The sequence below is a fragment of the Pseudarthrobacter sp. PvP004 genome (assembly GCF_017876035.1).
Classification (GTDB): Bacteria; Actinomycetota; Actinomycetes; order Actinomycetales; family Micrococcaceae; genus Arthrobacter; species Arthrobacter aurescens_A.
This window is the reverse complement of record NZ_JAGINL010000001.1, coordinates 3,437,554-3,461,927: the sequence shown is the minus strand read 5'-3', so window position 1 is coordinate 3,461,927 and position 24,374 is coordinate 3,437,554. Positions and strand designations below refer to the sequence as shown.

The following is a 24,374-nucleotide window of genomic DNA, read 5'->3' as shown; positions in this document are numbered from 1 at the left end:
CCATGACTTCCACGCTTGATACTGCTGCTGCCCGCGCCCGCCTTCTTGAACTCATCAAAGAACTGGCGGTGGTTCGCGGCAAGGTGATCCTCTCCAGCGGCAAGGAAGCGGACTACTACATCGACCTCCGCCGCATCACCTTGCACCACGAGGCCTCCAAGCTGGTAGGCCAGGTCATGTTGGAAATGATCGACGACGCCGGCGTTTCAGTTGAGTGCGCCGGCGGACTCACTATGGGTGCCGACCCCGTAGGTACGGCCGTGATGCACGCTGCTGCCGATGCCGGCCGTGCCGTGGACGCCTTCGTTGTCCGCAAGGCCCAGAAGTCCTACGGCATGGGCCGCCAGGTGGAAGGTCCCTCGGTTGAAGGCCGTAACGTGGTGGTCCTCGAGGACACGTCCACCACCGGCGGGTCCGCACTGACCGCCGTCGAAGGTGTCCGTAAGGCGGGCGGCAATGTAGTGGCCGTAGCCGTGATCGTTGACCGCAACACCGGCGCGAAAGAGAAGATCGAAGCAGAAACCGGCGTGCCGTACCTCTTCGCCTTCGGCAAGGACGAACTCGGCCTCGACTAGGAACTACGGGGCTGTAAGGCAGTGCCCGCGAAGCCTATGCTTGCTGCGTGGACGTACAAGTAGGGAAGCTCACGGCGCCGCCGGAGGTGACTGAAAACCTCCCTGCGCCGGTCAGCCAGGAACCGGAGAAGGCAGCGGATCCGGGCTCATGGGCCCGGATCCTTCCTTACGCTGCCCGGCTCAAGAAGACATCCCGCCGTAACTTCCTCATCACCTCCGGAGCTTCCGGTGCGCTCGCCGCGGACATGCTCTTCACCCGTCGTGTGCAGGCCGAGCGGCGAGCCACCAAGATTCTCCGTGTGCCGGATCCGTACTCGGACGTGTACTTCCCCAAGGCAAGCTGGATCCTCTTTCCCGGCTATAAGACGAGTTGGGAAGAAGCTCAGTGGATCCTCAACTCGCTGCGTCCCGCCCTGCATCAGCGGGGCCGCCTAGCCGCCGTCGGATATTCCAATCTGGGCCTGGACGTGGACGAAATCGTCCGCGAAATCATCCTGCACGTCCGCGAGCTGGAACTGGAGAAGCTGTACTTCTACGGCCACAGTTTCGGCGGCATGCTCGCCACCCAGGTGGCCGCCCGGCTTCTGGAGCTGCACGGCGTCGAGACGCAGTTGATTGTCCTGGATTCGAGTCCGTTCAGCCGCGCCGACGTCCTGGACCAGAGCTGGTTCGACGGCGTGGTGTTCCTTTACGAGAATGGCTTCCGCATCCCGTCGGTCCTGCGCGGCGGCTATGAGCTGGGCGAGCGCGTAGCGCACAAGGATGAGCGGACGTGGCGGCAGATCCTCGACCAAAGCCTGGAGCAACTGTCGCCGATCGCCCCTTCCAGCGTGCTGATACAGACGGAGTCGGCGTACATCTACCACTTTGACGGCCTCCGCCTGGCCGGAAAAATCGGTGGCGCCAAGATGGCATTCATCGGCAACGCCAAGGACGCCACCGTGGATTACGAGTCGGCGCGTGCGGGGTGGAGCAAGGTCTTCGGATCAAACATGGTGATGCCCACGCTCAGCACGGAAGGCGCCCGGCCCGCCCACGCCAGCCCGCAGTGGAACGGAGGCATCTACCGGCCACTGCTGGAGCGCGTCCAGGATGAGCTCCAACCGCTCCCGCCCCAGCCCGAGGAGCCGTCGTACCGGGAGCCGAACGGCAGGATCATCCGGCCGGCCTGACGTCTCTCCCGCCATGCCTTCGTGCCGTGCTCCGAAAGTGAACTTTCGTACAAGTGAGCTCTGTACTCGAGTACAGGGTGGATATACCCGATCCTCCGTAGCGTCGTTCTTGACAGGAAATAAGAACGAATTTCGAGGAGCGAAGTATGAACGGCCTACAGCTCACGGGGATCAGCCGCAGCTTCGGTGACCGCAGGGTCCTCCACGATGTGGACCTCACGGTCCATCGCGGGGAGATCGTGGGATTCATCGGCGGCAACGGTGCAGGTAAGACCACCACCATGCGCGTGATCCTTGGTCTGCTGACCCCGGACCACGGCGAAGTCACGTGGGAAGCCTTGCCCATCACGGCCAAGGACCGGAGGCGCATCGGCTATATGCCCGAGGAACGAGGCCTCTACCCGCAGATGCCCGTGAGGGACCAGATCATTCACTTCGCCTTGCTGGAAGGGCACCAACCCGACGCCGCACGTGAGGTCGCAGACGAACTCATAGCCTCCCTTGGCCTACAAGGCCGTGAGCAGGCATTGGTCCAGGACCTCTCCCTGGGAAATCAGCAGCGCGTCCAGTTGGCCGTCGCCTTGGTTGGAGACCCCGCACTGCTGGTTCTGGACGAGCCATTCTCGGGGTTGGATCCCCTCGCCGTCGAAACGATGTCCCGGCTCATCCGGGAGCAAGCCGACCGGGGCGTAGGAGTTCTGTTCTCCTCACACCAACTCGAGCTCGTAGAGCGTCTGTGCGACAAGGTATGCATTCTCGATCGGGGCCGTGTGACAGCGAGCGGCAGCGTGGTGGAGCTGCAGGATGACGGGAAGAGCCGCTGGCGACTCGGCTTCTCCCGCACGGCAGATTCATTCGCCGCCGAAGTGTCGATGGCCCGCGGCGTCAACGTGGAATTTTCCGCGGACGACCGTACAACAGTGCTCGTCTCCGTGGACGGCTCAGGGCGGGACGTGCCCGGTGAAATCCTCGCAGCAGCGCAAAGGCACGGCGGACTGAAGAGCATCGTGTCCGCGCAGAGGTCCTTGGCGGACCTGCTTGCCGGCACATTCATTTCGTCCCATCCAGGTACCACCCCGGGGGCGGAGCGCTCCCTCGACAAAGTTGGAGTATCGCAATGAGCACAACAACATTTGATCGCACAACCCGCAGCGCCGCTCCTTCTTCCGGCAGTGGACTACGCGAGACGCGCCTGATCATACGGCGCGAGGTCCTTACCAGGCTGGGGAACCGGACCATACTCACGGCAACAGGACTTCTGGCCCTTTTCGCCGGCGCCGCCGCCGGGATCGGCGGATGGTTCCTGGTGGACTCGTTGGGCGGGGCTGGTGCAATGAGCTTTGATCCTCGGGCCATTTTTGCCACCGCCATGATCAGCGCGTTGCTGGCCTCCTTGGTCTACTCGGCATCGAGCCTGACCTCCGGGGTGGTGGAGGAGAAATCATCAAGGATCGTGGAGATCCTCCTCACCAAGATCGGCATCGTCCCGTTGCTGGCCGGCAAGATGATCGGCATCGGGCTGGTAACCCTGGTCCAACTGCTGGCGATCGGCGGAACCGCCGTGGTGGGGTTCAGTGTGGTGGGAGGTTGGTCCCTCATCAATGTTGCTGTGGGACCGAGCCTGCTGTGGTTCCTCCTCTGGTTCCTGTTGGGCTACGTGATATTCGCAGCCTTGAACACGACCCTCGCCTCAACGGTGTCCCGACAAGAGGACCTGGGCACTGCGGTGATGCCGTTGTCCGTCCTGCAAATGGTGCTCTTGGTGGTCTCCCTCTACGTCCTGCCAATGAACATGGGGAACCCGTGGCTGGAAGGACTGTCTTTCGTGCCGCTGTTCTCCTCCTACCTCATGCCGATGCGCTTCGCACTGGAAGACGTGTCCACATGGGAGATGGTGCTTGCCGCCGGCATATCGGTGGCAGCTATACCCGCCCTGTTCTGGTTGGCCACCGTGATTTACCGGAACAACGCCCTGCGCACCGGCTCCCGAGTCACCTTGCAACAGTCCCTGACCTCCGACGAGACGGCCTAGCCCCAACTCGTCACTTAGTCCACAGGCCCGGCTCATCGGGTCTCTCCAGATAGGAAAACCATGCCTGACAACAAGCGCAACCAATCATTGGCCACCAAGAAACTGGTCCGCAACATAGCCCTTCTGCTTATCGGCATCCTGGCCGCCTACGCGGTAACCACTCTGCTGCTCTGATGGAGACCCTCATGATGACCGCCTCAGCCCCGCACCCGCAGTCCACCACTCCGGCGGCCCGCCGCGCAGCCGGCTTGGCAACCACTGTTCTTGCAAGCCACAACAGGGAGGCAGTGGAAGAGATCGCCCCTGCCGCCTTTGCGGGCCGCAATGGCACGTGGAACATGAGGCTGAGGAGTGGGGAAAAGGTCTTCGTCAAGCAGATCTCACCGCAAGCTTCCGGCCCGATGGCCTTCGACCGCTCGGTAACCTTCGCCGCATTTGCAGAGCAGTCCCCTGACTTTGCGCCGGCAACGCCACAGCTCATTGGCAGCGACACCGCGAACGGCCTCCTGGTTTTTGAGCACTGCCCCGGCACCAGCCTGGCGCACCTGATGGTGGAGGAGACAATGCCGGACAGCTTCCCGGAGGAAGCGGGCGCGTTGCTTGCCCGGCTCCACGCCGGGCCCGCAATCGGCTTGGAGCGCTCCGCACCTCCAAGCCCACCTGTGGAAATGCTCGCAGTTGGCGTTCCGCACGCCCGCTACCTTGAGTTCACAATGGCGGAGATGGCCCTCTGGTCAGAGCTGCAGAACGACCAGGAGTTGGTGGCCGCTGCGGGCAGGTTGAGGGCATCGGAGCGGATGCACCAAGAACGCCCCATCCACGGCGATCTGCGCCTTGATCAGTTCCACCTCCACAACGGGAAACTGTGTGTCCTTGACTGGGAAGAGTTCGGACTCGGCGACCCTGCCCGGGACCTTGGAATGCTTGCAGGCGAGTGGATCTACCGGGCAGTCCTGGACACGGTCACCACCCGCGGAGGAGCTTCCGCACCCCCTGCCAGGTTCGACGACGAGAGCGCGTCAGCACGCATCGCCGAGCGGATGGCAGCAATTGTTCCGTCAATCCGACGGATGTGGACCTCGTATGCCGATCATGCCAACTACTACGATCCGGACCTGCCGGTTCGGGCTACCGCCCACGTGGGATGGCATCTGGTGGATCGAACCATCACCAGGGCTCCCATGGTGTCCCGGCTACCCGGCATCGAACGGGCTGCTGCGGGCGTTGGGCGCGAGGCACTGCTTTCACCCGGCCACTATGTCAAAGCCCTCGGTTTCGAAAGGACGCCCCGATGACAGTCACGCTCAACGCTCCGACGCCTATGTCATTCGAGCAGGTACTGGCGGCCTTGGAACACCGGGTTTCCGTTGACGCCCGCCGGCTCACCGCCAGGATAGACGCCACCACCCTTAGTGCCACCAGCCACAGCGAGTTGCGTTCGCAATTGGCCGGAGCGATCTACACACACCTCCACGTAGGGCACCCAGGCATCGAGACCGTGCCAGGAACAGGCCACCAGGACCTTGCCGCGGCACTTATTGATGCCATCCCGCACCGTACGGTTGTTCAGGCGGCCACCGTTCAGGCGGCCACCGTTCAGGCGGCGTCGAAGAGGACGCAGCTGGGAACATCCGTCCAAGGAGTTCCGCACCAGGTGGTGGAGCTATCCGGAGTGAAGGTCCTCTTTCCCGCAGAGGCCCTGGTTCGTGACCCCTTGGATGAGATTGTGGGGGTGCGTGTTCCCAGTTGGCGAAGCCGCACCACCCCCGGGTTCCTCCTTGCACTCGGTGCCCACGGATCCGTGAATCCTGCGGCCGCTTCAAGGCTGTATCTGTCCTGTTTCACGGCATCAGAAGCTCTTGAAATGTGGCCGAAGATTCTTGGAGCCCTTGCCGCCAGCGGGCTTGGCCATCAGGTCAAGACCCTGTCTTCATCCCTGGCTTTCCCACGCAGTGACGCGATGGTCATCTACGTGTCAGCCAACGATTCGGACGCTGCGGTTTCCCTTGTTGGTCCTGCCCTGAGGTCCTTGTCCGCGCGGGACACCCCTGTCTCGGTTTTCACCCATAGCGTCGGCGACCGTCTGGCACTTGCCATGGAACCAAAGGATTCGCGGCCGGGGTACCGGGGGCTCAGTTTCGGACAACACCGCTCGCGGGTTCTGGCGGACGCACTTCTCCGTGCGTCTGTGGAGAAGACCGACCTCGAACCCGCTTGGGCTGTCGAAGCTCAAACGGCCTGCATCAACCCTCACCAGCCCGGATACAACGCCGGCCAGTGATGAATCCGGGCAGTGGCCCGCCGCTGCCCGGCACCCAAAGACCTCCCATGAGGAACCCAGAAAGAAAAACCCATTCCCACTTAGTGGGAAGCAAACACAACAGGAGACACCATGTCCAACGCAGTTGTTAACTTCCGCCAGGCCGACCTGACCGATCTTGCACGCGCCCACAGCACCTTCGCGGCCGCTGACGAGCTCGGCGGCGACGCTGCCACCGACGCTCCCGCAACCTCACCGCTGTGCATCGGCATCATTGTTGGCGCCACCCTCGGTGCCGGCTGCTAACTGCCCCTGGGCAGGGAACAACAAAAGCTCCGCAGCACTACAACAAAAAGCTTTTCACCCAGTAGCAACCCCGGACGCACCCACCACGTGGGGCAATCAACAAGGAGACACCATCATGACTCACGCCATCACTAACATCCCGCAGGCCGACCTCGCCGACTTGGCCCGGGCACACAGCACCTTCACGGCGGCTGACGAGCTCGGCGGCGACGCTGCCACCGACGCGCCGGCCACCACGCCGTTCTGTGCAGGGGTGATCATCGGCGCAACCCTGACCATGGGCTGCTAGGCAGACCTGACCACGGGGAAGGCGCCGGCGAGGTGGTGGAAACATCATCACGCCGGCGCCTCCTGACCCATATCTGTCCCACCCACCCTCCTGAATGCTGAGACCTGCCATGACAACCACTGACAGCAGTCCCCGTCCCATCTGGGCGGACCTCACCCTCGAAGCCTTCGGATACTCCAAGGTTGCCCTGATTCTCACAGGCTCGGCAGTCACCCAAGTTATGCCCTTCTGGATTGAATGGGCGGTTTCCGCGGCGCCGGAAACTGAGTTCAAGGTGGTCATGCGGGACTCCGCGCAGCGCTTCATCACCCGGCACAGCATTGAGTCCCGGTTGAAGTCCCGTGTACAGGCCGATACCTGGGGGGAAGAACTCGTTGCTGCACACATCGATTTGGCAGAGTGGGCGGACCTGATCCTGGTCTACCCGGCAACCCTGGACTACTCATCGCGCCTGGCTCACGGCATAGCCGATTCGCCGTCCTTGCTGGCAGCGATGACCACGGAGGCCCAGGTCTGCATCGCTCCGGCATTGCCGCCCCGGGCCCTGGCGAACCCTATCGTCGCCGAGACCCTCAGGAAACTGCGCACGCCGGAAAACTTTCTGGTCATTGACCCCGTCCCCGGCCCCAGCGAGTCCAGCGACGTCGCCCTGGCCTGGGTGCCGCCGTCGTTCCCTTCCGTGCTGCGCCGGCTGGAAGAGGAACGGCTCCTTCGTGCGGGGATGACCGCAGAGGCGGCTACTGTATGAGCGCCGCGATGGATTCCCGGCAGAAATCAGTCATCCGCTCCACCCGGACCGACCTGCTGTCCACGGGTGTTTACCAGGTTGGAGGGACTTATGAATGGGTGCACAGCCTCGGGGTTGGAGCGCCGATTCCTTTCTCTTCCCTACCGATCAGCATCGCTCCCGCGCCCGGCGCTGACCTCTTGGTGGTAGGGGTCGGGGGCGATCGCCACCGTTCATACTCGACGCCGGCAGGGTCAACGGTCTTCGACCTCATCACGGCGGGTGTGCCCGCAAACCTCCGGGCGGCAGGGCGGATATGGGGAACGGCCCTGAGCGTTCTCCATGACAATGCGTCGCTCATCGACTTTCCGGGAAGTACTCCACGAACCGTCCAGCGTTCGGAGGCATGGCTGGGAGGGGCATGGGAGCCGGCCTGCGACGTTTTGGGCGATTCCGGCCTGCGGGAGATCCGTCGATGGATCGAGCGCGTACTTTCCGACCCCCACCAAGTGGTTGTGCACGGATATCCCGGGATGGCCCACTGGGTGGTGACTCCCGATGGTGCAGCCGGCTCGCTCCTCACCGGCGAGGACCTGGGGCTTGCCCATCCTGCTTATGACATCGCTTGGGTGCTCGGAGAGATGGCGGAACTGCATGCCTTCCACCCTGTGCTGCGGCCAGCCATCGAAGAACTGCGCAACGGTTTCCATGAGACCTGCGGAGAAGGTCCCGCACCGTCCGAGATCGGCCCGGCATTGGCCTTCAGGATTGCCCAGCATGCCTACGACTGGCACCACTATGCCGGCGCAGGAGAAGCCCAGGCGAAGGCACTTCTTCGCTTGGCGAGCTCGTACTTGAACACCACCCCGGAGACGCGATGACTACCCCTTCCATTCTTGGCACACTGGATGGCCGAGCTGTGTACGGCATGCAGCTGGACACCGGAACAAGGCTGATCGCCGTCCATGATCCCTCCGCCCGCATCCTGTCCGTGAGTCTCGGTGTGCCGGCGGGAATGCGCCATGAAATGCCGGGGGAGGAGGGCATGCTCCACCTCCTCGAGCACATGGTGTACCAGGACAGCGAGAACATCACGGCGTTGGAACGGCAGGTTTCGGTTCACAAAGCCGGGGGAATCCTGGGCGGGAACACCCACATGGACTACTCCGAGTTCTACGAGTCCGGTCCCACGGGACACCTCGAACAGATCTCGAGCCGCCTGGTTGAGCAGGTCTTCCAGCCCGCACTGACGCAGGGGCAGATCGCTGAGCAAATAGATGCCGTTGCCACAGAACGGGCGCAACGGTTGGCTCCGGCTCCCGGGGGAATCCTGCCCTGGCCACACCTGACAACACGCTATTGGGCGGACCACTCCAACGGTCATGACGGCAGCGGCGATAGTGACCTCGCAACCCGGGTCACCCGTGAAAAACTACAAGCGCTTCATGGCCGTCTTTACCGCCCCTCGGCGGCTGTACTGACGGCGGTGGCATCTGAAGACCCTCATTACACGCTCCGGTTGCTGGCGGCCCCGTTCTCTGGAATTTCAGACCAAGCGCCCGTCGTCCCCGTGCTGCAAGACTCCGTCCGCAGAGGTGGTTCGACGTCCACGATCTATTCCGGCGGGGCAACCTCCACTCGTCTACTTTCCGCCAGGGCTGCAGCGTTTGGTCACTCGGCAGGCCCGGATCTCCTCGGTGATCTTGTGGCAGCTGAGCTGCTGTCCCAGCAGGATGGCCTCGACGCCAGCGCCGGTCTGTTCGGGCCGGGGGACCTGACCCGGGACGATCTGTTCGTCCTGGTGGACGATACCGGGCAAGCCATTGATCCTTCCGAGAGATTCCGGGCGCTGGCGATCGCCGATGATGCAGCAATCGTCCTTGCGGCCCGTCGCGCCCTACTCCGGATGGAAACGTTCACTCACGATGACCAACGGCTCGCCCGGACCGTCACCCGCGACGTGCTTCTGAGGGGGACACCGACGTTCGCCGTTGAACTGGCGGATGCCCTCGCCGAAATATCCGACGACGCCACGCGGCTCAGGCCGTTGGTCACCGCCGCGGCACGGCGGCTCGCCGAGCAGGACTCCGTGTCACTGACCGTCCAGCCCTCCGAGGAGATTCTCCGATGATCACCACTCGCCGTTATCTGGCCCAGGTTGACCGGCGCTCCCGCTTCACCACGGTGTCGATGGGCTGGAGAACAACTTCCGACGGCGTCCCGCGCCTGCGCAGCGCCGTTTCCCGGGCGGTGAAACGATGCGGGCCAGCCAAGCAGCCGGTTGCCGTGACATGGACGCCCGGTGATGGCGCCGTGGTGATGACTGCGACCCTGCCGGAGGTGGCTGTACGGGGCTGGACTGAAGATGTCACCAACACCGAGCACCCGGGAATAGCGGAATTCGGTGAGCCCGTGCTTGCTGTTGTGGGTTCTGCCGGCGTTCTGGAAGATCTGGAAGGCAGCCTGTCGGAAGGCGGGGGAGAAGGACCTCCCGCCCCTCGGTCGGCGTTCCGGAGCACCATGCGTCAGACCACGGCACAGGGATTCGAGCAGACGTTTGTCATCGGACAGGACCCCGCGGGCGACGTAGGGTTCGCAGCAACGTTCATGGCCATCTGCCTGGTGGCCGGAGGGCCGGGAACCCTCCTTCCGGACGCCATTCAACAGTCCGGGCACCAGGCAATCCTTCAAGCCGGCCGCGGGCTGCAGGACTCCACGCCGACAGTGAACTGGCAAGTCGTCGCCTCGCGGCCCAACGGTTCGGCTGTTCTGGAAACGGTGCTTTCCACGGTGGCCGGCTACAGAGTTGCCGAGCACAGGGAAGCAGTGGAGCAGGCTAGGGAATTTGCCCGGACAAATCTGAACCGCGCATGGCAGTCCCCGCTTGAACTGGCCCGCTCCCTCGCCCACTACGAGGTGATGGGATGGGGTGGCGAGCTGGTCCTTAACCCGGATACCGCCCTCGACCTTGTGGATTCCGCCGCTATCGGGAAGGCGGTGGAAGGCTTGGTCAGGCCTATCAAGGAGGTCCTGGGGCGCAGCTAGTGCGTCATGAACTTCAGGAATCCAGCCCTGTCCGAGAACCGGGGCTAAGGTCCACCAGCCCTCCTTCGACCGCGGCCACAAGGATCTGTACGCGGTCCCGCACACCGAGCTTCTCCATGACGTTCACGAAGCGTGCTTTGATGGTGGACTCTGTCACGAAGAGCTCCGCAGCCATCTCACGGTTGCTCATTCCACGTCCGAGTAGCTGGATCACTTCCAGCTCCTTCTTGGTCAGCGCGTCCACGAGCTTGGGGTCCGGAACGACTTCGGCAGGGACGGACTCCGCGAGTCCTGTCACCACATGCCGCGTCACTTTGGAAGACAATACGGATTCGCCGGCCATCACAGTGTGGATGGCGGCGGTGATTTCCTTGGGCAGCGTGTCCTTGACCAGGTATCCCGATGCCCCAGCTCGCAGTAAGTCCACCACGTAGCGATCGGTGGAGAAGGTGCTCAAACCCAGGATGGCGATGTCCGGGAACTCGGCATGGATTTGGGCCGTTGCAGCAACGCCGTCCATCACCGGCATCTGCATATCCATCAGGATCACATCCGGGCGGAGCGAGGCTGCCTGGACCACGGCCACGCGCCCATCCGACGCCTCACCGACCACTTCGATGGACGAATCGGACGAGAGATAATCCCGCAGGATCTCCCGCGCCAACAGCTCATCATCCACCAACAAAACCCGCGTCATACTGATCCCCCAATGTCAGTCCTCGAGCCAATCCTCCCACAAACGCGCTCAGGCATCCGCAGACGCCAGCCCTTCCAGCGGGATGGACACCGCGGTGGTCCACCGCCCCTCGCTGAGGCCGACGTCCATGAATCCTCCGAACACTTCGCAGCGGGCACTCATTGCCTCAAGCCCGGTTTTGGAAGACATGATCGGCTCGGCGGTGGAGACTGTGTTCTCCGAAGCAAGCTGAACGCGATCGGCCCCTACAGTCAAACGCAGATCCACTACCCCGGACGGGTCGGCGTGTTTAAGCACATTGGTTCCCATTTCCCGCACCGTCCGGCGAAGCGCCTGGCGCAGGCTTGCCGGGATGCGGGCTACTTCGCCTTCGACCACGAGGCTCACCTGGAAGCCCGCGCGGTCCAGTGCTTCCACAACTCCGTCGAGATCGTGAACCAATCCAACGGCGGTGGTGGTTTCACCGGACATGGCAGGAGCATCCAGAAAATCAGCGGCCTGTCCTTCACGGTCCAGTAGCTGTGAACCGCCTCCCGGCTCCTCCCTTTCCTCTTCCTTCAGGAGGGTCACCAGGCTGCGCAGATCCTGGAGCGTCTGCTGCGCTGCATTCCCGATGCCCTCCAGGATTTGGGACGTCTTCGCTTGGTCGTTCACAAACTCAGCGCGCCGCGCTTGCATGGCAATGATGGTCACGTCGTGGGCCACGATGTCGTGAAGCTCATGGGCAAGGCGTGTTCGTTCCTCGCTGCGGACTTGCGCCTGTTGCTCCTGCAAATCGCGGATGTGGTGCGTGCTTTGCTCGTAGCGATGCCGGTAAACGTTGACGCTGCGCCATGCCGCGGCGGCAAGGAAGACCACCAGCGCCAGCAGCACTGCCGGCTGGTTGGCCATCTCCGGCGTTGATATGTACAAACCCAGCAAGACACTGGGCACGAACAGCGAGAAATTGATGGCCAGCTTCCACGGAAGAAGGAAGGAACAGAAGGCCACCACCACCATCGTGGGGAAGATCATGGCCACCACAAGGGACGCGTCTCCGCCCAAGACCATGATGAGGACCAAGGACAGACACCAGGCAACAGCGGATTGCATGGCACCGATGAGGAGCGCGAGGAGCGGCAGGTACGGGACTACCAGCTCCAACCATCCCTGAAACGACGAAAGATCGTGCTGTTGCCAGCGAATACCCAACGCCAGGAAAAGCAAGGTTGCCAGGACGATAGCCGAGCGAAGAATCCACCCTCCAGGCAGGGGTTTGACGTCAGCGAGCCAGTTCGTCCTACTCATCCACCCAAGTATTACAGAGCCAGCGATTCAACCTCGACGGCGGTGAGGCCCGCCTCGCGCAGGAAGCTCCGAACGTCCCCGAACTCGCGTGCGAAGCCGGCCAGAAAGTGCCGCATGGCAGCTTCCGGGCTCTGCAGGATCATGAGGTCCGGGCTGAAGTACTCGGCTGGTGTGGAAGGGACGCTCAGGCGCCACGTTTCGGCCATGACCTCCAAGACGTCGGGAAGGTTGGCTGTGGTTGCCGCGTAGTCCGCCACCACGTCGTCTTCGGTTCCGCCGGCGGCGAGGAGCCCAATCGCGGACACCACACCGGTCCGGTCCTTGCCCAGCGAACAATGAACCAGCGTGCGTTTGCCGCGGGCGGCAGGTCGAAGTGCATCTCCCACCCACTCCGGCCGCAGCCGGATCCAGCCCAAATACAGATCGCCGAGGTCCTCGGCCGTTTCCACGGCCTGGAGGGACCCCGCAATGGCGTTCGGGTCCAGCGGATTATGGATGAGTTCGACGGCGGGCTGGACGACGGCGGCAGGCTCGCCGCCGTCGTCGTGAACCAGCCACGGAACCAACGAGCGTTCAAGCTCACTCCGCAGGTCCACAATTGCCTGGATGCCGTGCTCCGCCAAGAAACCGTGCGTTGCAGCGGCGTCCAAACCGAACGGCTGGCTTCCCCTGAGTATTCGACCACCGGCCAAAGGACGCAGATTGAGCACAGCCATTGTTTGTCCCCTTAGATCTGGCTCTTGAGGTCGGCCACGGAGTTCAGGATCTGGTTGGGCCGGAACGGGAAGGACACGATCTCTTCCCGCTGCGTGATGCCGCTGAGCACCAAGACCGTGTGCAGGCCCGCTTCCATGCCGGCCACGATGTCCGTGTCCATGCGGTCGCCGATCATGGCCGTGGTCTCGGAGTGGGCGTCGATCTGGTTCATGGCGGAGCGGAACATCATGGGGTTCGGCTTGCCCACAATGTAGGGCTCGCGGCCCGTGGCCTTGGTGATCATGGCGGCTATGGCACCGGTTGCCGGCATGGGGCCGTCCTTGGAGGGGCCGGTGGCATCCGGGTTGGTGGCGATGAAGCGGGCGCCGGCCAGGATGTGTCGGACGGCCATGGTGATCGCTTCGAAAGAGTAGGTGCGGGTTTCGCCGAGGACCACGAAGTCGGGGTCGGTGTCCGTGAGGATGAACCCGGCCTCGTGCAAAGCGGTAGTGAGCCCGGCTTCGCCGATGGTGTAAGCGCGGTTGCCTGAATCCGAGGACTGGACCTGATCCTTGAGGAATTGGGCGGTGGCCAGTGCTGACGTCCAAATGTTCTCTTCGGGGACTTCCAAGCCGGACGCGCGCAGGCGTGCTGCGAGGTCGCGGGGAGTGAAGATGGAGTTGTTGGTCAAAACCAGGAAGCGCTTGGACGTGTCTACCCAGCGCTGAATGAGCTCAGCCGCTCCGGGGATTGCCTGGTTTTCATGAACCAGGACGCCGTCCATGTCCGTGAGCCAGCATTCGATTTCGTGGCCGTTCCGATAAACCGATGTGGACGTGGTTTCTTCTGCCATATTTGCCTCCGGCTGGGATTGTTCATGCACTGCCACCCAGTCTTTCATCAATCTGCTGCCCCAACATCCTGGAAGCCCCCTTATGTGGGAAGTTCTGCCCATGTGGATAACTCTTGTGACTTGCGTGTGTTGCGTTGGGCTGGACTACGCTGGTTGCGGCGCTGGTGTGCCACCACCATGGGTCGGGGGATCGACATGGTGGATTCATGATGTTGCCGCGCTCCAGCAGGTCCCCACTTACCGCATGTGAAAGGGCCTGTCATGAGCAACAACAACGGAGTGCCGCAGCCTCCCTCGAACCCCGAGGGCGTGCCGCAGCCTCCCTACAACCCGGACGGCGTGCCGCAGCCGCATTACGACACCGGCAAGGACCAGTACAGCCAGTACCAGCCCGGGCAGACTCAGCCCTTGTATCAGCCCGAAGCCCAGACTGAAGCCTTCCCCGCCCAACACGCCCCTACCCAGGCGTTCGCCGCGCAGCAACCCCAGCAACACCCCGACGGCGAATACGCCGAAACCGTGCACCGCTATCCCCAAGCACAGCAGGGACAGCCGGGCTTCCCGCCGCCGGGCAGCGGATACCCCGGCCAGCCGGGCTACCCAGGCCAACCCGGTGGACCCGGCCAGAACCCAGGCGACCACAACAAGAAGTCGCTGTTCCTCATCCTGGGTGGTGTCGCCGTCGTCGTGATCATTGCGCTGGTGGTGACGTTCACGTGGCTGATTCCGTCGATGACCAAACCTGTGGCCGTTGATACTCCGCTGCCGTCGGTGACGTCCTCCGATGAAGCCTCCGAGGCAGCCGCCGAGCCTTCTGCTGAACCCTCCGGCGAGGCCTCGGCATCCTCCGAAATCCCCGCAGACGCCATTCCGCTGCCCGCAGGCTGGGACGAGTTGGCCGGACCCAGCAATGTTCCGGCCGACGGTGATCCCCTGTTCAGCAAGTGGGTCACGGGCGAATCGTCCTTCCAGTACCTGGCCGAGTGGACCCACGATGAGTCGTTCGGCATCACCAAGGACCCCACCACTGGCGAGGAGATCCAGAAGAAGGCCCAAGGCACGGTGGAGGCTGACGGCGACGGGATCGCGCTCGCCTATGCCTTCTTCGCGGAGTCCGAGGAAGGCAAGTTCGGCAAGGATCCGGCGGAGATCAAGAAAGCCATCCAGGACATTGAAGCCCGTTTCAAGGGGATGACCGCTTCCGAACTGCCCCAGAATCTTGTGGGCCACAAGTGCACGGCCGATTTCAAGACCACCATGCCGGAAATCCGTGAGTTCCGACGCGGCGAGGCTGTGGTCATCGGATTCACCTGCACCAACGCCCGCGGCGAACAGATCCAGGCTGTGAACCTGTTCTCCGTGACACCGTGGGGAACCCCGCAGATGCTTGGCGTCAGCGGCCACAAGGAATACTGGGACGCCCACCCCGGACTCTTTGAGCAGTTGGGCAACTCCTACCGCATCAACAAGTGGAAGATGGCCTAAGGACCCTCACAGGGCGCCAAGACGGGCAACCGGGCAGGGCTAAAGTTGAGGGGTGACTGACCTTCCCCCCAATACAGCCCTGCCCACGCCTGCCGAAACCACCGCGGAGGGCGAGGCGGAAGCGAAACCGGAGGTCGGCGTCGGGCCGTGGGAGGGCGAGTGGCCGGTTGGCGAGCACTGGGACCCGGACCTGTTGAGGGATGGTGACCGCCGCAACGTGGTGGACCAGTATCGCTACTGGAAGCACGACGCGATCGTGGCGGACCTTGATTCCAAGCGGCACGACTTCCACATCGCGATTGAGAACTGGCAGCACGACCTCAACATCGGCACCGTTGTGCGGACCGCCAACGCCTTCCTCGCCAAAGAGGTCCACATTATTGGCCGACGCCGGTGGAACCGTCGCGGGGCCATGGTCACCGACCGCTACCAGCACGTCCGCCATCACCCCACTGTTGAGGACTTTGTCCAGTGGGCCGAAGGGGAGGGCCTTGCCGTGATCGGCATCGACATCTTCCCGGATTCCGTGCCGCTGGAGACCTACGACCTGCCCAAGAACTGCGTCCTGGTGTTCGGGCAGGAAGGCCCGGGCCTGACGCCCGAGGTGCACGATGCCGCCGTCGCGACGCTGTCGATTGAGCAGTTCGGCTCCACCCGGTCCATGAACGCGGCCTCCGCCGCAGCCATTGCCATGCACGCCTGGGTTCGCCGGCACGTGTTCCAACAGCCTGTCAGCTAGGCGAGCTGTCACTATCGGCCCGGGCAACTGTCCTTCTAATAATCTTTGAGAGTGGCTTTTCCGTCGACGATGTGGATCTCACCTGAGATACGGGGCTCCATAACCTCACTATGAGGCTCCCATTTCGGGGCGGCCTCGGTGCCGCGGTTCACTTCGTAGCTAACTGTGGCTTTGCCCTTTCCCTCCGGCTGGATATACCAAATATCCCTGGACAGGGAGAGCGTGAAGGTGGGCTCTTCGTCGATGGTCCACTTCACATTTTGGGTGGGGCGGGATTCGTAGAGATTAAACCCGGAACAACCGCTGCTGAAGGACTGCCTCGCAGTGGCCGAAGCGGACGCGATGCATGTATCCCGCTTTTTTTGGAGAAGAGCCTTGGTCTCATCCAGGAGGAGCTGGCTGGGCAGCACCTTCAGGCTTTGGAAAGTGTCGGAAATCCTCCGGTCGATGCTGACCAAGGCTTTCTTCTCTTCAACTGTTGCGTACTTGTCCCCGGATATACCGAGTTTGTACTCACCGGGAAAAGCCGGCAGGAGCAGCTGGGAATCTGGCGATGCGCTCCCTGAGTCAGGGGCCGCTACGTCCACACCGTTAACGGTGAAAGACTTCACAGGACGATTGGAACTGAGCCGGATTTTCTGGAAGTTTTTGGGCCCCACCTTCCATTCGCCGTCCGGTGACTTGGTCATCATCAGGATGTCCTCTTGCTTTCGGCCGTTCTGGGTTACCTCCGCCCTGACGTACTCCCCTTTTGACTCAAGGATCCGGAAGCCGTCAATGTGCTGACCCGCGGCCTTGTAGATGTTGTCCTGGAGGAGAACCGCCTCATTCTCCGGGACGCCCGGATCCGATACGCTCAACGCCTTCTTGGCATCCCCGTCTTTGAGGGCCTGGTAAAAAGTTGTGGCAGCCTGGCCGCCGTCTGCTGCCGGCGAAAACAGGAGGACCAGCCCAACTGTGGCGGCCGCCAGGACTACCGCCGCACCGGCTGCGATGGCAATGATCACCATACGGTTCAGTGTGCGTTTCGGCTGAGGAGGGATTGTGCCCGGCTGCTGATATGGGACGTTGGGCTGCTGATAGGCGCCGTAGGCAGGGGGAGAAGGCGGGGCGGGCGGGTCGGATGGGGCCGACGTTGGGCGGGGGTGGTTGTTTGCGCTCAAGGGGTTCTCCATCCGAAAAGTATATCCATCGTCTGGATGAAACCGTGTAGCCGTGATAAATGCCGACTCGGCGGAAGTGTTAAGGACCCTCAGTGACCCGAAACACGGCGTCCCGGCGGATATCGCTAGGATGGGTGCTAGCCGTAAGCGGTCTACTCCAGGGTTACCAACCCACAGACGAATTCAGCATAGGAGTCACCATGCCCATTGCAACCCCAGAGATTTACTCCGAGATGATCGACCGCGCAAAGGCTGGCGGATTCGCTTTCCCCGCGGTCAACGTGACGTCGTCGCAGACTCTGAACGCTGCGATCCGCGGTTTCGCCGAGGCCGAATCCGACGGCATCATCCAGGTTTCCACCGGTGGCGCAGCCTACTGGTCCGGCGCCTCCATCAAGGACATGGTTGCCGGTTCCCTCGGCTTCGCCGCGTTCGCCCGCGAAGTTGCCAAGAACTACAACGTCAACATCGCCCTCCACACGGACCACTGCCCGCAGGACAAGCTGGCGGACTTCGTCCTCCCGCTGCTGGCCGCTTCCGAGGAAGCCGTCAAGGCCGGCAAGGACCCGATCTTCAACTCGCACATGTGGGACGGCTCGCACGAGGCCCTCCCCGAAAACCTGCGCATCGGCCGTGAACTGCTGGAACGCGCCGCAGCTGCCAAGATCATCCTCGAAGTTGAAATCGGCACCGTCGGTGGCGAAGAGGACGGCGTTGAGAACGAAATCAACGAGAAGCTCTACACCACCACCGAAGACGCCCTCGCCACCATTGAGGCCCTCGGTGCCGGCGAAAACGGCCGCTACCTCACCGCGCTGACCTTCGGAAACGTGCACGGCGTGTACAAGCCGGGCAACGTGAAGCTCCGCCCGGAACTGCTCAAGCAGATCCAGTCCGAGGTTGGCGCCAAGATCGGCAAGGAAAACCCGTTCGACCTCGTGTTCCACGGCGGCTCGGGCTCCACCGAGCAGGAAATCGCTGACGCCGTTTCCTACGGTGTCATTAAGATGAACATCGACACCGATACCCAGTACGCGTTCACCCGCCCGGTTGCCGGACACATGTTCTCCAACTACGACGGCGTCCTCAAGGTCGACGGAGAAATGGGCAACAAGAAGACCTATGACCCCCGCGTCTGGGGCGCTTCGGCAGAGGCCGGCATGGCCGCGCGCATCGTCGAAGCCGCTCAGCAGCTCGGATCGGTTGGCAAGACCTTCTAATGTCCGACGAATTCCGGAAGAACCTGATGGGGCCGGAGCCCACGCTCCTGCCCGCCGAAACCGAGATCTACCAGCACCTGGCTCTCGGCAACGAAGCGCTGGACCTGGTGGCGAAGAACCCCACGTCGTCTCTTCTGTGGGCCATCCTCGCAGAGGAAGCCTGGGCGGAAGGCCGGACCATCGAGTCCTACGCCTACGCCCGTGTCGGCTACCACCGAGGCCTGGATTCCCTGCGCCGCAATGGCTGGCGCGGCGTCGGTCCCATCCCGTGGGAGCACGAGCCCAACCAGGGCTTCCTGCGTGCGCTCTACGCGCTGGGCCGTGCAGCGTCGGCGATCGGCGAAGCTGAAGAGCCGGAGCGGATCGAGAAGTTCCTGAACGACTCGGACCCCAAGGCCAAGGCAGCACTCGAAGCCCGCTAAGGCGTCAAAGCAAAGCAAACGACGGCGACCCTCACCGAAAAGGCGAGGGTCGCCGTCGTCGTGAGGAACGTTAGTCCGTAACGGCTGAGTGCCGCGGCCTGCCCAGCGGGACCACCAGCGGCGTGTGCGTCACGGGGTCGTCAATGATCCGGCAGGCCATGCCGAACACTTCTTCCACCAGCGACTCAGTGATCACGTCCGCGGGAGCGCCCTCGGCGGCCACGGCACCGTCCTTCATGGCGATGATGTGGTCTGCGTAGCGGCTGGCGTGGTTGAGGTCGTGCAGCACGGCAACAAGGGTGTGGCCCTTGTCCAGGTTGAGCTCGCGGAAGAGTTCCAACAGCTCGATCTGGTGGGCGATATCAAGGAACGTGGTTGGCTCGTCCAGGAGCATGAGCGGGGTCTGCTGGGCGAGGACCATGGCCACCCACACTCGCTGCCGCTGGCCTCCGGACAGTTCGTCCACCAGCCGCCCGGATAACGACGATACGCCGGTGGCCTCCATCGCCTCAACCACGGCAATCTCATCGGACTCAGACCATTGCCGGAGCAGCTTCTGGTGCGGGTACCGGCCACGCGCCACCAGGTCCGCCACGGTAATGCCGTCGGGGGCGATGGACGACTGCGGGAGGAGACCCAGACGCCGGGCAAGTTCCTTTGCAGGCAGCGATGTCACAGATTTCCCGTCCAGCAGCACCTGCCCGCTCTTGGGCTTGATCAGCCGTGCGAGGGCGCGCAGCAGCGTGGACTTACCGCAGGCGTTGGGCCCCACGATCACCGTGAACTGCCCCTCGGGGATGCGCACATTGAGGTTCTCGGAGATGATGCGTTGCTCGTAGCCGATGGTCAACGCGTCGGCGTGGAGCTGCGGCGCGGCAGTGGTGAGGCTCATGATTTCCTTGCTTCCTTGGCCAGCAGCCAGACGAGGTAGATACCGCCGATGCACACGGTCACAACACCCACGGGCAGTTGGATCGGAGCAAACAAGCGCTGTGCCGCGAGGTCGCTGGCCACCAGGAGGAACGCGCCCATCACCGCGGAGGGGACCAGGGTGATGCCGGCACTGCGGGTCAGCCGACGGGCAAGCTGCGGTGCGGCCAGGGCAACGAACGCGATGGGTCCGGCCACGGCGGTGACGGCTGCCGTCAACGCGACGCCCAGGATCAGCAACAGCAAACGGGTCGGTTCTGCCCGGACGCCCAAGGCGCGGGCGGCGTCGTCGCCCATTTCCAGAAGCTGCATCCGACGCGCCACTGCCAGCGTGGACAAGCCAACCACAACAACCACGACGGCGGCAGGCGCCGCTTGCTCCCAGGTGATGCCGTTGAGGGTCCCGGCTCCCCAGACAGCTGCCGCCAAAGCAGCCTCCAGTTCCGCTTGCAGGATCAGCCAGTGGTTCAAGGCGGCCAGCATCGCGCTGATGCCGATGCCCACGATGATGAGCCGGAAACCTTGGGAGCCGCGACGGTAGGCGAGCAGGTACACGGCCAGCGCTGTGAGGATTCCGCCAACAAGGGCTCCCACCGCGACGCCAAGGTAGCCGCCGCCAACGGTCAGCATCACGATCAAGGCTCCCGTATACGCCCCGGTGTTGAAGCCGATGATGTCCGGGCTGCCCAGCGGGTTGCGGGTCATGGATTGGAAGATGCCACCGCTCATTCCCAGGGCCGCGCCGAACACAAGTGCCGAAAGAACGCGGGGGAGGCGCCACTCCATGACGATGGTTTGGGCCAGTCCCGGCGCATCGCCTGTAAAGGCCTGCAGGACTTGGGGCACGGAGACGTCGTAGTCGCCCGTTGCGAGCGAAACGACGGCCACGGTTAGCGCTGCCAGAACAAGTGGTATGCAGACGAGGATGCTGCGGACATCGAACCGGACGCTCAGAGTACGGTTGCGCACCAAGGCAGTAGGCCGGCCGAAGTCGACGCGGGCCCCGACTTCCAAACGGCCGGGTTCGAGGCGACTCACAGCCCACTCACTTTCCGACGCCGCGCCAAGGTGATAAGCACCGGCGCGCCGATGAACGCCGTCACCACGCCAACCTGGAGCTCACCTGGTGCGGCAACCCTGCCCACAACATCCGACACCAGGAGCAGGATGGGGGAGAGGATCACTGTGGTGGCCATGATCCAGCGCTGGTCCGGTCCCACGATCCAGCGGGCTACGTGCGGAATCATGAGCCCCACAAAACCAATTGCACCGGCACCGGCTGTTGCGGCTCCGCTGAGGAGGGTGATGGCCACGACGCCCAGGATGCGCGTCCGGTTGACGTTGGCGCCGAGGGACGTGGCGAGGTCGTCGCCCAGTGCCACGGCATTGAGCCCGCGGACGCAGAACAGCGCCACCAGCAAGCCCACGCCCATGAACGGCGCCACGGTCACCACCGACTCCATGCTCCGTGTGTCCAACGAGCCGATGCTCCACGAGCGCAGGTGATCGAAGGCCTTGGGGTTCAGGAGGGTGAGTCCGGAGCCAATACCTGTGAGGACCGCACCCAAGGCAACACCCGCGAGAGTCAGCCGGATAGGGTTCACCACGTTCCTGCCGGAGGTACCAATCAGGTACACGGCAGCAGTGGTCAGGATGGCGCCAATAAAGGCGAACCACATGTAGCCACTGAGAGAGCCGATCCCAAAGACGCCAATGGCGATCACGATGGCAAAGGAAGCGCCCGCGTTGACGCCCAGGATGCCCGGATCTGCCAGGGGATTCCGCGTGATGGCTTGGATGAGCGCGCCGGCGACGCCCAGGGCAACCCCGACGGCGATGCCCATCAGAGTACGCGGCAGCCGATTCTGAAGGATGATGGCGTGATCCGCCGTGTCCTGGGGGTTGGTGAACGCTTCAAGGACTGTTGACGCCGGGATGAATTTGGCTCCCACGCCCAGACTTAGGATCGCGGCGCCCAAGAGGACTGCCGCGGCAAGGACCAGGAAGAGGATCCGCCAGCGGGACTTATTGACGACGCCGGAACGTGGGGCCGCGCTGTTGGCCGGGAGGGCGACGGTGGCTGGCCCGCCGTGGCGCGGCTTGGGCGCGGGGGCGGTCAGTTGGGACATAACGCCGTCAGTGGGGACACAACAGGGGACCATTCCGGAGAGGTGGGGCAGTAATGGGTGGCCAGTCCGTGACTGTCGTCACAACGTCACGAATGTGTGCCTTAATTAGGTTAGCCTTACCCAGTGAAAAATGACGATTTTGAAGTACAGCCGCGCAAGGCCTCCCCTCGTCGCAAATCTGCAGTGCGCAAGCTTGCCATGAAGGTGGCCGGCGCTGCCGTGGCGGTGGGTCTCCTCGCGGGCTGCGGCACCAGTGGTGGCTCCGGCTCCACCGCCGGCAACGCCGATGTTGCCACGGGTGGTTCCAAGTTCACTACCGCGGACCAGGAAACGGCCAAGCTCGGCACGGACGCTGCCCCCGGCGTCTTCCCCCGCACCCTCAAGCACGCCAACGGTGAGACCACCCTGGAGAAGAAGCCCACCCGCGTTGTGGTCCTCGACACCGGTGAGTTGGACGACGTCGTGACCCTTGGCATCACCCCGGTAGGCATGGCTACCACCGAAGGCGCCAACCCTGTCCCCACCTACCTGGCCGACAAGGTCAAAGACGTGGAGTCGGTGGGCACCATCCAGGACCTCAACCTGGAAGCGATCGCTGCGCTGAAGCCGGACCTGATCCTGGGCAGCCAGCTCCGTGCTGACAAGCTGTACAAGCAACTGTCCGCCATCGCTCCCACGGTCTTCAGCATCCGCCCCGGCTTCCCGTGGAAGGAAAACTTCCTCCTGGTGGGCAAGTCCCTGGGCGAGGAAGACAAGGCCGTCAAGGCGCTCAACGACTACCAAACAGCAGCAGACGCCCTCAAGGCAGACGTGAAGGGCGACCCCAAGATCTCCCTGGTGCGCTTCCTGCCGGGCAAGATCCGCCTGTACGCAAACAAATCGCTGATCGGCGTCATCTTGAAGGATGCCGGCCTTGCCCGCCCGGAGAACCAGAACATCGATGAACTTGCCGCCGAGATTTCGGCCGAGAACATTGAACAAGGCGATGCCGACTGGATCTTCTACAGCAGCTACGGTGATCCCGCAGCAACCGGAGAAACCTCCGTGGTTGAAGGTGCCGTATGGCCCAAGCTCGGCGCAGTGGAAGCCGGGCAGGCAAAGTCAGTCAGCGACGACGTCTGGTTCCTCGGCCTCGGCCCCACCGGTGCGCAGCTGATCCTGAAGGACCTCCGCAGCATGCTGGTCGGCTAACGCCGCCAGCTCACACAAGCACCCCCAACACAAGCACCCCAACAACGACGGCGGCCCTCACCGGAAAGGTGAGGGCCGCCGTCGTTATTGCTGGTAATTAGGCCTTGCGGGGGATTCCCGTGCGTGCCATGGCCTCGGCGTAGGCGCCGTGGATGGCATCCAGGTATTCCTGCTGGCGGGCCGGGGTGCCGGCAAAGGAGCGGCCGCCGAGCGAGCGGACCTTGAAGGTCTTGAACCCGCGGCGGGCGATGCTGGCCGGTGCGGCCTTCATGAGCTGGTCGGCCAGGCGGTGTGCCTCGTTGCCGTGTGCCACCAAAGCGGACGTGCGCGGAAGGAGCTGAAGGAGACGCAGGAGCGGCTTGAGTCCCTCGGTGATGTTGGCCGGCGTGAGCTTGCCCGGTTCCTCGGTGGGTTCGATCCACGGGTACGCGTTCCAGGGCATCATGAGCTCGGGGCGGAGGCCCAGCTGCCACTGCATGCCGAGCATGCGGGTAGTGGCTTCCTCGTCACCCGGGGTGATGAAACCTTCGCCGGTATTGGTGCGCTGATTGGAGAAAAGGCTGACGATGCGGCAGTCATCCATGCTGTGGGCGGGGTCGATGTAAAGGACCTCGCTGCCCGGCTTCTGGACCTTGATGGAGTCGCACAGCTCGTTGACCTCGGCGATGTGCGGTTCATAGCGGCGGTTCCAGAGGATTTCTTCGGGTGATTCAGTCGCCAGTTCTTGCATCAGGGGTTAGGTCTCCTAGGTGTTACAGCGCACCGTTCCAAGGTGCCGCGGGCATGCCGCAGCCAAACCTCAAAGGGTGCTGTTGGGGGCTAACTAACCTTACCGGACTATGGACGTGAACGGGGCCCGCTTCGGCGCGCCTTTCGAATGCGACGCGGCGTGTTGCCCGGAAACGTGGCCGGCATCTCCACGGCGGCGGGCAGCTCTCGACGGCAATACATGGCGCGCACCCATCCCTGACTTATCCACAACTCCGCCCCAACACCAGCCAAACACCAGAGAAACCGTTGTCATCGGCTAAACTTGGCTGGTAAGAGCCCCGAAACTCTTGCGTATGCCGTGCCCAGTGCCGGCTGCACCAGCTAACGTCGGGGCATTCTCATGTACGGCGTCGAGTCCTGGTCATCCGGCTGGGTCTGGGCCCGA

Annotated in this window: 26 protein-coding genes; 17 read left to right on the top strand and 9 right to left on the bottom strand. The window is 63.2% G+C overall.

What is annotated here, in order from left to right:
• The first annotated feature begins 2 nt into the window (after window positions 1-2).
• From pyrE to J3A64_RS15510, 12 genes are all read left to right on the top strand, one after another.
• Window positions 3-575 carry an orotate phosphoribosyltransferase gene (gene pyrE, locus J3A64_RS15565; RefSeq protein ID WP_210064783.1) on the top strand — a complete coding sequence of 191 codons (573 nt, stop codon included), beginning with the start codon at window positions 3-5 and terminating at the stop codon, window positions 573-575.
• A gap of 47 nt (window positions 576-622) precedes the next feature.
• Entirely contained in the window at window positions 623-1,747 is a 1,125-nt protein-coding gene (locus J3A64_RS15560; RefSeq protein ID WP_210064782.1) for a thioesterase domain-containing protein, read from the top strand.
• Between the two features lie 146 nt (window positions 1,748-1,893).
• On the top strand, window positions 1,894-2,868 hold the full coding sequence (locus tag J3A64_RS15555) for an ABC transporter ATP-binding protein (RefSeq protein ID WP_011773293.1): 975 nt from the start codon (window positions 1,894-1,896) through the stop codon (window positions 2,866-2,868).
• Window positions 2,865-3,779, top strand: a complete 915-nt coding sequence (locus J3A64_RS15550; RefSeq protein ID WP_014920625.1) for an ABC transporter permease — start codon at window positions 2,865-2,867, stop codon at window positions 3,777-3,779. The genes J3A64_RS15555 and J3A64_RS15550 overlap by 4 nt, the downstream gene beginning before the upstream one ends.
• A gap of 185 nt (window positions 3,780-3,964) precedes the next feature.
• Window positions 3,965-5,074 (top strand): class V lanthionine synthetase subunit LxmK, encoded by a 1,110-nt coding sequence (gene lxmK / locus J3A64_RS15545; RefSeq protein ID WP_286176357.1) that lies wholly within the window; start codon window positions 3,965-3,967, stop codon window positions 5,072-5,074.
• On the top strand, window positions 5,071-6,060 hold the full coding sequence (locus J3A64_RS15540) for a T3SS effector HopA1 family protein (RefSeq protein WP_210064778.1): 990 nt from the start codon (window positions 5,071-5,073) through the stop codon (window positions 6,058-6,060). Before lxmK ends, J3A64_RS15540 begins: the two co-directional genes overlap by 4 nt.
• Before the next feature lie 111 nt (window positions 6,061-6,171).
• Window positions 6,172-6,345, top strand: a complete 174-nt coding sequence (locus J3A64_RS15535) for a hypothetical protein (RefSeq protein WP_014920628.1) — start codon at window positions 6,172-6,174, stop codon at window positions 6,343-6,345.
• 115 nt (window positions 6,346-6,460) lie between these two features.
• Window positions 6,461-6,634, top strand: coding sequence for a hypothetical protein (locus J3A64_RS15530; RefSeq protein WP_011773299.1), 174 nt, complete (start codon window positions 6,461-6,463; stop codon window positions 6,632-6,634).
• A gap of 109 nt (window positions 6,635-6,743) precedes the next feature.
• The gene (locus J3A64_RS15525) at window positions 6,744-7,382 is read left to right on the top strand and encodes a flavoprotein (protein WP_238324476.1); all 639 of its coding nucleotides are present in this window, start codon (window positions 6,744-6,746) and stop codon (window positions 7,380-7,382) included.
• Window positions 7,379-8,242 carry a hypothetical protein gene (locus tag J3A64_RS15520; protein WP_210064777.1) on the top strand — a complete coding sequence of 288 codons (864 nt, stop codon included), beginning with the start codon at window positions 7,379-7,381 and terminating at the stop codon, window positions 8,240-8,242. The genes J3A64_RS15525 and J3A64_RS15520 overlap by 4 nt, the downstream gene beginning before the upstream one ends.
• Window positions 8,239-9,492, top strand: a complete 1,254-nt coding sequence (locus J3A64_RS15515) for a pitrilysin family protein (protein WP_210064774.1) — start codon at window positions 8,239-8,241, stop codon at window positions 9,490-9,492. The genes J3A64_RS15520 and J3A64_RS15515 overlap by 4 nt, the downstream gene beginning before the upstream one ends.
• A complete protein-coding gene (locus tag J3A64_RS15510) occupies window positions 9,489-10,406 on the top strand; it encodes a hypothetical protein (protein WP_043805748.1) in 918 nt (305 codons plus the stop codon). The genes J3A64_RS15515 and J3A64_RS15510 overlap by 4 nt, the downstream gene beginning before the upstream one ends.
• Window positions 10,407-10,419: 13 nt before the next feature.
• Here J3A64_RS15510 and J3A64_RS15505 read toward each other — a convergent pair whose 3' ends face one another.
• From J3A64_RS15505 to J3A64_RS15490, 4 genes are read right to left on the bottom strand one after another with little or no spacing between them, the layout of a single operon-like run.
• Complete coding sequence (locus J3A64_RS15505; protein WP_014920632.1) at window positions 10,420-11,103, bottom strand: response regulator transcription factor; 684 nt, start codon at window positions 11,101-11,103, stop codon at window positions 10,420-10,422.
• 48 nt (window positions 11,104-11,151) lie between these two features.
• Window positions 11,152-12,390, bottom strand: coding sequence for a sensor histidine kinase (locus tag J3A64_RS15500; protein ID WP_210064773.1), 1,239 nt, complete (start codon window positions 12,388-12,390; stop codon window positions 11,152-11,154).
• Window positions 12,391-12,401: 11 nt separating this feature from the next.
• Window positions 12,402-13,106, bottom strand: a complete 705-nt coding sequence (locus J3A64_RS15495; RefSeq protein WP_011773306.1) for a tyrosine-protein phosphatase — start codon at window positions 13,104-13,106, stop codon at window positions 12,402-12,404.
• 11 nt (window positions 13,107-13,117) lie between these two features.
• Entirely contained in the window at window positions 13,118-13,939 is an 822-nt protein-coding gene (locus J3A64_RS15490; RefSeq protein ID WP_035761154.1) for an HAD-IIA family hydrolase, read from the bottom strand.
• A 261-nt stretch (window positions 13,940-14,200) separates the two neighbouring features.
• Here J3A64_RS15490 and J3A64_RS15485 point away from each other — a divergent pair, with 261 nt between their 5' ends.
• Entirely contained in the window at window positions 14,201-15,424 is a 1,224-nt protein-coding gene (locus J3A64_RS15485) for a hypothetical protein (RefSeq protein WP_210064771.1), read from the top strand.
• A 52-nt stretch (window positions 15,425-15,476) separates the two neighbouring features.
• Window positions 15,477-16,163, top strand: a complete 687-nt coding sequence (locus J3A64_RS15480) for a TrmH family RNA methyltransferase (protein ID WP_011773309.1) — start codon at window positions 15,477-15,479, stop codon at window positions 16,161-16,163.
• A 35-nt stretch (window positions 16,164-16,198) separates the two neighbouring features.
• Here J3A64_RS15480 and J3A64_RS15475 read toward each other — a convergent pair whose 3' ends face one another.
• Window positions 16,199-17,173, bottom strand: coding sequence for a hypothetical protein (locus tag J3A64_RS15475; RefSeq protein ID WP_286176356.1), 975 nt, complete (start codon window positions 17,171-17,173; stop codon window positions 16,199-16,201).
• A 353-nt stretch (window positions 17,174-17,526) separates the two neighbouring features.
• Between J3A64_RS15475 and fbaA the strand changes: the two genes are divergently transcribed.
• Both fbaA and J3A64_RS15465 read left to right on the top strand, forming a co-directional pair.
• Window positions 17,527-18,546 (top strand): class II fructose-bisphosphate aldolase, encoded by a 1,020-nt coding sequence (fbaA, locus tag J3A64_RS15470; protein WP_014920636.1) that lies wholly within the window; start codon window positions 17,527-17,529, stop codon window positions 18,544-18,546.
• Window positions 18,546-18,968, top strand: coding sequence for a DUF3151 domain-containing protein (locus J3A64_RS15465; protein ID WP_011773312.1), 423 nt, complete (start codon window positions 18,546-18,548; stop codon window positions 18,966-18,968). The genes fbaA and J3A64_RS15465 overlap by 1 nt, the downstream gene beginning before the upstream one ends.
• Before the next feature lie 70 nt (window positions 18,969-19,038).
• Here the strand turns inward: J3A64_RS15465 and J3A64_RS15460 are convergent, their stop codons facing one another.
• The 3 genes from J3A64_RS15460 to J3A64_RS15450 are packed head-to-tail and all read right to left on the bottom strand — an operon-like array spanning window position 19,039 to window position 22,027.
• Window positions 19,039-19,860: an ABC transporter ATP-binding protein gene (locus J3A64_RS15460; RefSeq protein WP_011773313.1), complete on the bottom strand. Its 822-nt coding sequence runs from the start codon at window positions 19,858-19,860 to the stop codon at window positions 19,039-19,041.
• Window positions 19,857-20,936 (bottom strand): iron-enterobactin ABC transporter permease, encoded by a 1,080-nt coding sequence (gene fepG / locus J3A64_RS15455; RefSeq protein ID WP_210064767.1) that lies wholly within the window; start codon window positions 20,934-20,936, stop codon window positions 19,857-19,859. The genes J3A64_RS15460 and fepG overlap by 4 nt, the downstream gene beginning before the upstream one ends.
• A complete protein-coding gene (locus J3A64_RS15450; RefSeq protein WP_374100551.1) occupies window positions 20,933-22,027 on the bottom strand; it encodes an iron chelate uptake ABC transporter family permease subunit in 1,095 nt (364 codons plus the stop codon). Before J3A64_RS15450 ends, fepG begins: the two co-directional genes overlap by 4 nt.
• 198 nt (window positions 22,028-22,225) lie before the next feature.
• Here J3A64_RS15450 and J3A64_RS15445 point away from each other — a divergent pair, with 198 nt between their 5' ends.
• Window positions 22,226-23,218 (top strand): ABC transporter substrate-binding protein, encoded by a 993-nt coding sequence (locus tag J3A64_RS15445; protein ID WP_210066180.1) that lies wholly within the window; start codon window positions 22,226-22,228, stop codon window positions 23,216-23,218.
• A 97-nt stretch (window positions 23,219-23,315) separates the two neighbouring features.
• Here the strand turns inward: J3A64_RS15445 and J3A64_RS15440 are convergent, their stop codons facing one another.
• Window positions 23,316-23,948, bottom strand: coding sequence for a hypothetical protein (locus J3A64_RS15440; protein ID WP_011773317.1), 633 nt, complete (start codon window positions 23,946-23,948; stop codon window positions 23,316-23,318).
• Window positions 23,949-24,374: the final 426 nt, after the last annotated feature.

Bases quoted from the DNA above. Each gene is read 5' to 3' on its own strand.
- pyrE (WP_210064783.1), top strand. From the start codon at position 3: ATGACTTCCACGCTTGATACTGCTGCTGCCCGCGCCCGCCTTCTTGAA.
- J3A64_RS15555 (WP_011773293.1), top strand. From the start codon at position 1,894: ATGAACGGCCTACAGCTCACGGGGATCAGCCGCAGCTTCGGTGACCGC.
- J3A64_RS15550 (WP_014920625.1), top strand. From the start codon at position 2,865: ATGAGCACAACAACATTTGATCGCACAACCCGCAGCGCCGCTCCTTCT.
- lxmK (WP_286176357.1), top strand. From the start codon at position 3,965: ATGATGACCGCCTCAGCCCCGCACCCGCAGTCCACCACTCCGGCGGCC.
- J3A64_RS15540 (WP_210064778.1), top strand. From the start codon at position 5,071: ATGACAGTCACGCTCAACGCTCCGACGCCTATGTCATTCGAGCAGGTA.
- J3A64_RS15535 (WP_014920628.1), top strand. From the start codon at position 6,172: ATGTCCAACGCAGTTGTTAACTTCCGCCAGGCCGACCTGACCGATCTT.
- J3A64_RS15530 (WP_011773299.1), top strand. From the start codon at position 6,461: ATGACTCACGCCATCACTAACATCCCGCAGGCCGACCTCGCCGACTTG.
- J3A64_RS15525 (WP_238324476.1), top strand. From the start codon at position 6,744: ATGACAACCACTGACAGCAGTCCCCGTCCCATCTGGGCGGACCTCACC.
- J3A64_RS15520 (WP_210064777.1), top strand. From the start codon at position 7,379: ATGAGCGCCGCGATGGATTCCCGGCAGAAATCAGTCATCCGCTCCACC.
- J3A64_RS15515 (WP_210064774.1), top strand. From the start codon at position 8,239: ATGACTACCCCTTCCATTCTTGGCACACTGGATGGCCGAGCTGTGTAC.
- J3A64_RS15510 (WP_043805748.1), top strand. From the start codon at position 9,489: ATGATCACCACTCGCCGTTATCTGGCCCAGGTTGACCGGCGCTCCCGC.
- J3A64_RS15505 (WP_014920632.1), bottom strand. From the start codon at position 11,103: ATGACGCGGGTTTTGTTGGTGGATGATGAGCTGTTGGCGCGGGAGATC.
- J3A64_RS15500 (WP_210064773.1), bottom strand. From the start codon at position 12,390: ATGAGTAGGACGAACTGGCTCGCTGACGTCAAACCCCTGCCTGGAGGG.
- J3A64_RS15495 (WP_011773306.1), bottom strand. From the start codon at position 13,106: ATGGCTGTGCTCAATCTGCGTCCTTTGGCCGGTGGTCGAATACTCAGG.
- J3A64_RS15490 (WP_035761154.1), bottom strand. From the start codon at position 13,939: ATGGCAGAAGAAACCACGTCCACATCGGTTTATCGGAACGGCCACGAA.
- J3A64_RS15485 (WP_210064771.1), top strand. From the start codon at position 14,201: ATGAGCAACAACAACGGAGTGCCGCAGCCTCCCTCGAACCCCGAGGGC.
- J3A64_RS15475 (WP_286176356.1), bottom strand. From the start codon at position 17,173: ATGGTGATCATTGCCATCGCAGCCGGTGCGGCGGTAGTCCTGGCGGCC.
- fbaA (WP_014920636.1), top strand. From the start codon at position 17,527: ATGCCCATTGCAACCCCAGAGATTTACTCCGAGATGATCGACCGCGCA.
- J3A64_RS15465 (WP_011773312.1), top strand. From the start codon at position 18,546: ATGTCCGACGAATTCCGGAAGAACCTGATGGGGCCGGAGCCCACGCTC.
- J3A64_RS15460 (WP_011773313.1), bottom strand. From the start codon at position 19,860: ATGAGCCTCACCACTGCCGCGCCGCAGCTCCACGCCGACGCGTTGACC.
- J3A64_RS15450 (WP_374100551.1), bottom strand. From the start codon at position 22,027: ATGTCCCAACTGACCGCCCCCGCGCCCAAGCCGCGCCACGGCGGGCCA.
- J3A64_RS15445 (WP_210066180.1), top strand. From the start codon at position 22,226: ATGAAGGTGGCCGGCGCTGCCGTGGCGGTGGGTCTCCTCGCGGGCTGC.
- J3A64_RS15440 (WP_011773317.1), bottom strand. From the start codon at position 23,948: ATGCAAGAACTGGCGACTGAATCACCCGAAGAAATCCTCTGGAACCGC.